Here is a 6,181-nt window from a genome sequence, read left to right as displayed (position 1 = left end):
ACGGCCCGACCCCGTCCGCTGGACGACGACGTCGCCCTCGAAGAGCGCCGCCCCAGCGCCGGCCCCGAACTGGTAGTCGGCGACCGTCCGGAGCGCGTCGATGTCGCTTGCCATACTTGCCGGTGGTGATGGGACCGAATACGCCTTTCGTCCGGCCATCTCCCGCGATCGTTTCACAGGTTTTATATAAGTCAACTGTCGATCTGTGAGTATGGCAACCGACACGCGGAAACTCGTCCTCGGTGCGATCGCGCTCGCCGTGGGTAGCGTCCTCATCTTCGCGGTAGGCATCCTCAACACCCCGCTTCCCGGTCCCACCTCCGCCGTCGCGGCGCTCGCTATCGCCGCCGGTGCGCTGCTTGTCGGCCTCTCTGAGGTCGGCGCGGGTGTGTAGGATTTCCGGACTCGATTTTGTATCGTTGGCTGAGAATCCCGTTGCTGGGGTCTCACTCCGTTGGGTTCTCAGCCCCTCAGCCGCTCGCCCCTGATCCAAGGGTCGTCGGCTTTTGATCGCACCGTTCGGCCGGTTCTCACACACTTAACAGCCTTCGAGCCCTTCGGACGGACAATGCGTGGACTCGACGCCGCCGGTCGGCTAGGTATCGCTCTCGTCGTCGCCGCGGTCGCGGCCGTCGCCGGCTGGACGCTGTTCGTCGAACTGCCGACGAGCGGGGCCGAACTGGTCGGCGTCTTGCTCGTCCTCGCCGCCGCCGTCGGGGCACTCCGTGTCGGCGGCGCGATCGGACGAAGTGTCTTCCCGACGTACAACGCTGCCGAGGTCGCCGTCGAGGGACCGATCACCCGCGACGCCGGGGGCGGCGGCCCGCTCCCCTCACCCGGGTCGCCAGGCGCCGACGACGTCGTCGATCTGATCGAGACCGCCGACGACGACGACGACGCCGAGGCGCTCGTGCTCAAGCTCAACACCCCCGGTGGCGCGGTCGTCCCGAGCGACGACATCCGGCTCGCGGCGAAGGCGTTCGATGGCCCGACGGTCGCGTACGCGACGGACGTCTGTGCCAGCGGTGGCTACTGGATCGCGAGCGGCTGTGACGAACTCTGGGCGCGTGAGGGGAGCGTCGTCGGCTCCATCGGCGTTCGAGGATCTCGGGTTACAGCTGCCGAGTTGCTTGAGAAGGCCGGCTTGGAGTACGAGCAGTTGGCCGCCGGCGAGTACAAGGAGGCGGGCGTCCCATTCAGCGAACTCGAGGAGGACGAACGCGAGTACCTCCAGGGGATCATCGACGACTACTACGACCAGTTTGTCGAGACCGTCGCCGAGGGGCGGGACACGGACGCCGAGTCGCTCCGCGAAACCGAGGCCAAGGTCTTTCTCGGCGAGACGGCCGCCGAGATGGGGCTCGTCGACCACATCGGGACGCGCGAGGACGTCGAGGCGCGACTTGAGGAGCTGCTCGAAACCGAGGCCGAGCTCGAGGAACTGGAGCCCTCTGCGGGTGTCACCGAACGCCTCCGCGGCGGGGCCGAACGCGTCGCCTACGCCTTCGGCGCCGGGATCGCGGCCCGCTTCACGGACCCTGGCGGCGAGTTCCGGTTTCGGTTTTAAGCGCCGCGTCGGGCCGTCTCGACCACGCCGACGTCTTCAACCGGCCCGATCGTTCTGATCCCTCTCGTCCCCAGTGTGTCGGCCAATCACCCGGCCGGTCGCGACCCTCGTCACCGGGGCGGTCACAACTGTTTTGTCCGGACCGCCGAAAACCCGCGTCATGACCGAGACGATTCTGTACGACCGCCTCGGCGGCCGTGCGGGGATCGAAGCCGTCGTCGACGAGTTTTACGACCGGCTGGTGGCGGACGACGAACTCGGCCCGTTTTTTGAGTCGGCTGATCTAGCGTTGCTCCGCCGGACGCAAACTGATTTTCTCTGTGAGGCGGCTGGCGGGCCGGAAACGTATGACGCCGCGCCCGTCAGGGAGGCCCACCTCCACGTTCCCTTTGAGCCCGCCCACATCGACCGGGCGATCGACATTCTACGGGCGAGCCTGGAGGCGTTCGACGTGCCGAAGGCGGACGCCGACGCGGTCGTCGGAGCGGTGGCGGAGTACGAAGCTGACCTGCTGGCCGAACCGGACAGACCGGCCTGAGGCCGCGATCACCCCGTTCAGAAGCTCTGTTTCAGCTTCTCGAAGAAGCCCTGCTCGACGTCGATGTCCTCGCCGCCGGCCTCGGCGAACGCTTCCAGAGCCTCGCGCTGTTCCTCGTTGAGGTCCTCGGGCGTGACGATCCGGACTTGGACGTACATGTCGCCGTGGCCGCGGCGCTGCAACCGGGGCATCCCCTTGTTCCGCAGCCGGAACGTCTCGCCGCTTTGGGTGCCCGCCGGGACGTCCATCTCGACAGTACCGTCCAGCGTCGGCACCTCGACGGTGTCGCCGAACACCGCCTGCGTGAACGAGATCGGCTGGCGGGTCCGCAGGTCGTCGCCGTCGCGCTCGAAGCGGTCGTGGTCCCTGACCCGGATTTCGACCAGCAGGTCGCCGTTTGGACCGCCGTTCTCGCCGGGGGCGCCCTCCCGCTCCATCCGGAGGGTTTGGCCGTCTCGGATGCCAGCCGGCACCTCGACCTGGAGGGTGGCCTCGTTTCTGACCTGCCCGTCGCCGCGACACGTCGAACACGTCTCGGAGTAAATCGTCCCTTCGCCCTCGCACTCCGGGCAGGTCTCGGTCTGTTGGACGCGCCCGAGCGGCGTCTGCCGCACCGTCGTCCGCTGACCTTGGCCGTTGCAGGCCGAACAGGTCCGCGCGTCCGCGTCAGGAGGATGTCCAGCGCCGTCGCAGTTCGGACAGCGCTCGGGACGGGTGATGGTCAACTGTTTCGTGACGCCCTCGTGGGCGTCCTCAAGATCGACCCGAAGCCGCGTCTTGAGGTCCGAGCCCTGCTGGGGACCAGACCGCGAGCGGGAACCGCCACCGCCGAAAAACTGCTCGAAGATGTCGTTCATGCCGCCCATGCCGCCGGCGCCACCCATACCGCCAGCACCGCCCATACCGCCCATGCCGCCGGCGCCGCGGTCGGTGTCGGTCGCGCCGCGCTTTTCCGCCTCCACGAAACGCTCGTGGCCCATCTGGTCGTACATCTGGCGCTTCTCGTCGTCCAAGAGTACCTCCTTCGCCTTCTTCACCGTCTTGAACTTCTCTTCGGCGTCCGGCTCGTCGGAGACGTCCGGGTGGTACTCGGCGGCTTTCTTCCGATACGCCTGTTTGATCTCGTCCTCGTCCGCGTCCCGGGAGACACCGAGTGCCGAGTAGAAGTCCTCGCTCATTCGTTGTCGTGTCTAAACGATTGAGCTACTTGAAAAGAACGGGTCGCGGACACGAAACGGCGGTCGTCCCCATCCCGTCGTCGCCGGTGTGAGGTTCGACGTCGCCGCGACACCCCACGACCGCCCGGGAATCCGCAACGCTATTTATACCGTCGGGAACGTACCCTCATATATGCCCGACACCGTCACCCCGATTACGCCGAAGGGAACCTCAACCGGTAACAAGATACTTGACCTCGTCATCGCCCTCGGTGCGATGGTGCTTTTAGCGCCGGCCATTCCCATACTGGTCTTGGTGTGGCTCGTGGAACGTCTCGGCAGTGACGATCCCGACGAGACGGAGTGAAGCCATCGGGGCGGCGACGGAGCGAAACCGTCAGGGCGGCGGGTCGGCAACGCATTCAGTTACACACTGCTCGTGTGTTTTCCTCCGTTTTGTCAGTTTTATTTCATATATGATAACTGAACCCACGGCTCGTTAGCTTATATACAGCGCCCGTCAACCGGGGCTCCTCGGAGATTTTTGTGGTCCCCGCAATAACGGTGCGCATGGTCGAGACACCCTTCGACGCGACGATCCGGGTCGCAGACGTTACGGACGCCGAATCGTTCGAGGCAGCCGAGAAACCGGCGATGGTGAAACTGTGGCTCGACCTCGGCGACGAGTCGCGCCAGTCGGCTGCACAGCTGGGGTATCGATATGAGCCCGACGAACTCGTCGGGACGCAGGTCCTCTGTGTGACTGATCTCGGATCGGTCCGGATCGCAGGGTTCGAATCCGAGGCGCTGACGATCGGCGTCCCCGGCGAGGACGGTACCCCGGTGCTCGTCACGCCGGAGCGGCACGTCCCGCCCGGGGGTGCGCTGTATTGATCGAGAGGTAGTTACTCCTCGTCTTCGTCCTCGTCGACATCCTCGAAGTCCGCGTCGACGAACTCCTCGCCATCGGCGTCGGGGCCACCGGCACCACCTGGGCCGGCGCCACCCATACCGCCGGGGCCACCGGGGCCGCCCATGCCGCCCATGCCGCCGGCGCCACCCATACCGCCGGCACCGGCGCCTTCGGCCCCTGCAGCCTGTTGTTGGTACATCTGCTTGCCGATCTCTTGGAGCTCGTCGGCGAGCGCCTCGGTGGCCTCGGTGAGCGCCTCGGTCGTGGCCTCCTCGTCCTCGACGACGGCTTCGAGGTCCTCGATCGAGTCCTCGATGTCGGCGCGGATTTCGTCGTCGATCTCCTCTTCGTTCTCCTCAAGCAGGGTCTCTGCGCGCTGGATCGTCGACTCGGCGTCGTTGCGGGCCTCGATGCGCTCGCGGCGCTTCTCGTCTTCCTCGGCGTGCTCCTCAGCCTCCTCTTGCATCTGTTCGATCTCCTCCTCGGAGAGGCCAGCGCCGCCCTCGATGGTGATATCCTCGCTGTTGCCGGAGCCTTGGTCCTCGGCGGAGACGTTGACGATGCCGTTTTCGTCGATGTCAAAGGAAACTTCGATCTGTGGCGTTCCGGCCGGGGCCGGCGGAATGCCGGTCAGTTGGAACGCGCCGAGCAGTTCGTTCTCATCGGCGATCTCACGCTCGCCCTGGAAGACGCGGATGTTGACCGAGGTCTGGTTCGGTGCCGCCGTCGTGAACACCTTCGAGGCCTCCGTCGGGATCGTGGTGTTCTTGTCTATGAGTCGCTCGAAGAGGCCGCCCTTGACCTCGATGCCGAGGCTGAGCGGCGTCACGTCGAGCAACACGATGTCGTCGACATCGCCCGCGAGGACGCCGCCCTGGATCGCCGCGCCCAGCGCGACGACCTCGTCGGGGTTGACGTTCTTTTTCGGCTCTTGGCCGGTGAGGTCTTCGACCTTCCCCTGGACCTGCGGCATCCGAGTCGATCCGCCGACGAGAATCACCTCGTCGATGTCACCCTTCGAGTAGCCGGCGTCCGAGAGCGCTTGCTCGGTCGGCGCGACGGTGCGTTCGAGGAGATCCGAGGTGAGCGACTCGAACTTCGCCCGCGAGAGCTTCTCCTCGAGGTTGAGCGGCCCCTCGTCCGTTGCGGCGATGAACGGGAGGTTGATCGTCGTCTCCTTCCGCGAAGAGAGTTCGATCTTGGCCTCTTCGGCGGCCTCAGTCAGCCGCTGGAGGGCCTGGCGGTCCTCGCGCAGGTCGATCCCGTGCTCCTCGGCGAAGGAGTCGGCGAGGTAGTCGATGATCGCCTCGTCCCAGTCGTCGCCGCCGAGGTCGTTGTCTCCGTTCGTCGCGACGACCTCGTAGACGCCGCCGCCGAGGTCGAGGATCGAGACGTCGAAGGTGCCTCCTCCGAGATCGTAAACGAGGACCGTCTGATCCGAGTCGTCGTCGAGCCCATATGCCATCGCGGCCGCCGTCGGCTCGTTGACGATGCGTTCGACCTCGAAGCCCGCGATCTCGCCGGCGTCCTTCGTCGCCTGCCGCTGGCGATCGTTGAAGTACGCCGGGACGGTGATGACCGCCTTTTCGACTTCGTCGCCGAGGTACTCCTCGGCGTCGCGTTTGATCTTTTGGAGGATCATCGCCGAGATCTGCTCGGGCGTGTACTCCTCGCCGTCGGCCTCGACGGTGTAATCGTCCTCGCCCATGTGGCGCTTGATCGAGGCGATCGTGTCCTCAGGGTTCTGGACGGCCTGATTCTTCGCCGGCTTCCCGACGAGCCGCTCGCCGTCGTCGCTGAACGCGACGATCGACGGCGTCGTCCGTTCGCCCTCGCCGTTGACGATGATCTCGGGATCGCCACCTTCCATCACTGCGAACGCGGAGTTGGTGGTACCGAGGTCGATACCGAGGATCTTGTTGCTCGCCATGTTGAGCGTAACTACCGGTCTGAACCGGTTAAAAGTTGCTAGACGCGACGAATCGAACGCCCACTGACGGCCGCCC

General features: G+C 65.7%; 7 protein-coding genes and 1 pseudogene. 5 read left to right on the top strand and 3 right to left on the bottom strand.

The features are described 5' to 3' along the window. Window positions 1-114 (bottom strand): annotated as a pseudogene (locus ACI944_RS01025) (pseudouridine synthase); the annotation flags it as partial. 97 nt (window positions 115-211) lie between these two features. Here ACI944_RS01025 and ACI944_RS01020 point away from each other — a divergent pair. From ACI944_RS01020 to ACI944_RS01010, 3 genes are all read left to right on the top strand, one after another. Continuing rightward, a complete protein-coding gene (locus tag ACI944_RS01020; RefSeq protein ID WP_411717207.1) occupies window positions 212-394 on the top strand; it encodes a hypothetical protein in 183 nt (60 codons plus the stop codon). 174 nt (window positions 395-568) lie between these two features. Next, window positions 569-1,567, top strand: coding sequence for a signal peptide peptidase SppA (sppA, locus tag ACI944_RS01015; protein ID WP_411717206.1), 999 nt, complete (start codon window positions 569-571; stop codon window positions 1,565-1,567). A 160-nt stretch (window positions 1,568-1,727) separates the two neighbouring features. Further along, window positions 1,728-2,105, top strand: a complete 378-nt coding sequence (locus tag ACI944_RS01010; protein ID WP_411717205.1) for a group I truncated hemoglobin — start codon at window positions 1,728-1,730, stop codon at window positions 2,103-2,105. A gap of 17 nt (window positions 2,106-2,122) precedes the next feature. Here ACI944_RS01010 and dnaJ read toward each other — a convergent pair whose 3' ends face one another. Further along, complete coding sequence (gene dnaJ, locus ACI944_RS01005) at window positions 2,123-3,283, bottom strand: molecular chaperone DnaJ (protein WP_411717204.1); 1,161 nt, start codon at window positions 3,281-3,283, stop codon at window positions 2,123-2,125. A gap of 172 nt (window positions 3,284-3,455) precedes the next feature. On the opposite strand from dnaJ, the gene ACI944_RS01000 reads away from it, so the two are divergent. Both ACI944_RS01000 and ACI944_RS00995 read left to right on the top strand, forming a co-directional pair. Beyond that, window positions 3,456-3,629, top strand: a complete 174-nt coding sequence (locus ACI944_RS01000) for a hypothetical protein (RefSeq protein ID WP_411717203.1) — start codon at window positions 3,456-3,458, stop codon at window positions 3,627-3,629. 203 nt (window positions 3,630-3,832) lie between these two features. Further along, entirely contained in the window at window positions 3,833-4,156 is a 324-nt protein-coding gene (locus ACI944_RS00995) for a tRNA-binding protein (protein ID WP_411717202.1), read from the top strand. Between the two features lie 11 nt (window positions 4,157-4,167). Here the strand turns inward: ACI944_RS00995 and dnaK are convergent, their stop codons facing one another. Beyond that, window positions 4,168-6,105, bottom strand: coding sequence for a molecular chaperone DnaK (gene dnaK, locus ACI944_RS00990; RefSeq protein WP_411717201.1), 1,938 nt, complete (start codon window positions 6,103-6,105; stop codon window positions 4,168-4,170). Window positions 6,106-6,181: the final 76 nt, after the last annotated feature.

The sequence above is a fragment of the Natronomonas sp. genome (assembly GCF_046710025.1).
Taxonomy (GTDB): Archaea; Halobacteriota; Halobacteria; order Halobacteriales; family Haloarculaceae; genus Natronomonas.
This window is presented reverse-complemented; position numbering and strand designations above follow the sequence as displayed.

What these genes read in the sequence shown, in the direction of transcription:
- ACI944_RS01010 (WP_411717205.1), top strand. Translation starts at nt 1,728, where the DNA reads ATGACCGAGACGATTCTGTACGACCGCCTCGGCGGCCGTGCGGGGATC.
- ACI944_RS01000 (WP_411717203.1), top strand. Translation starts at nt 3,456, where the DNA reads ATGCCCGACACCGTCACCCCGATTACGCCGAAGGGAACCTCAACCGGT.
- sppA (WP_411717206.1), top strand. Translation starts at nt 569, where the DNA reads ATGCGTGGACTCGACGCCGCCGGTCGGCTAGGTATCGCTCTCGTCGTC.
- dnaK (WP_411717201.1), bottom strand. Translation starts at nt 6,105, where the DNA reads ATGGCGAGCAACAAGATCCTCGGTATCGACCTCGGTACCACCAACTCC.
- ACI944_RS00995 (WP_411717202.1), top strand. Translation starts at nt 3,833, where the DNA reads ATGGTCGAGACACCCTTCGACGCGACGATCCGGGTCGCAGACGTTACG.
- ACI944_RS01020 (WP_411717207.1), top strand. Translation starts at nt 212, where the DNA reads ATGGCAACCGACACGCGGAAACTCGTCCTCGGTGCGATCGCGCTCGCC.
- dnaJ (WP_411717204.1), bottom strand. Translation starts at nt 3,283, where the DNA reads ATGAGCGAGGACTTCTACTCGGCACTCGGTGTCTCCCGGGACGCGGAC.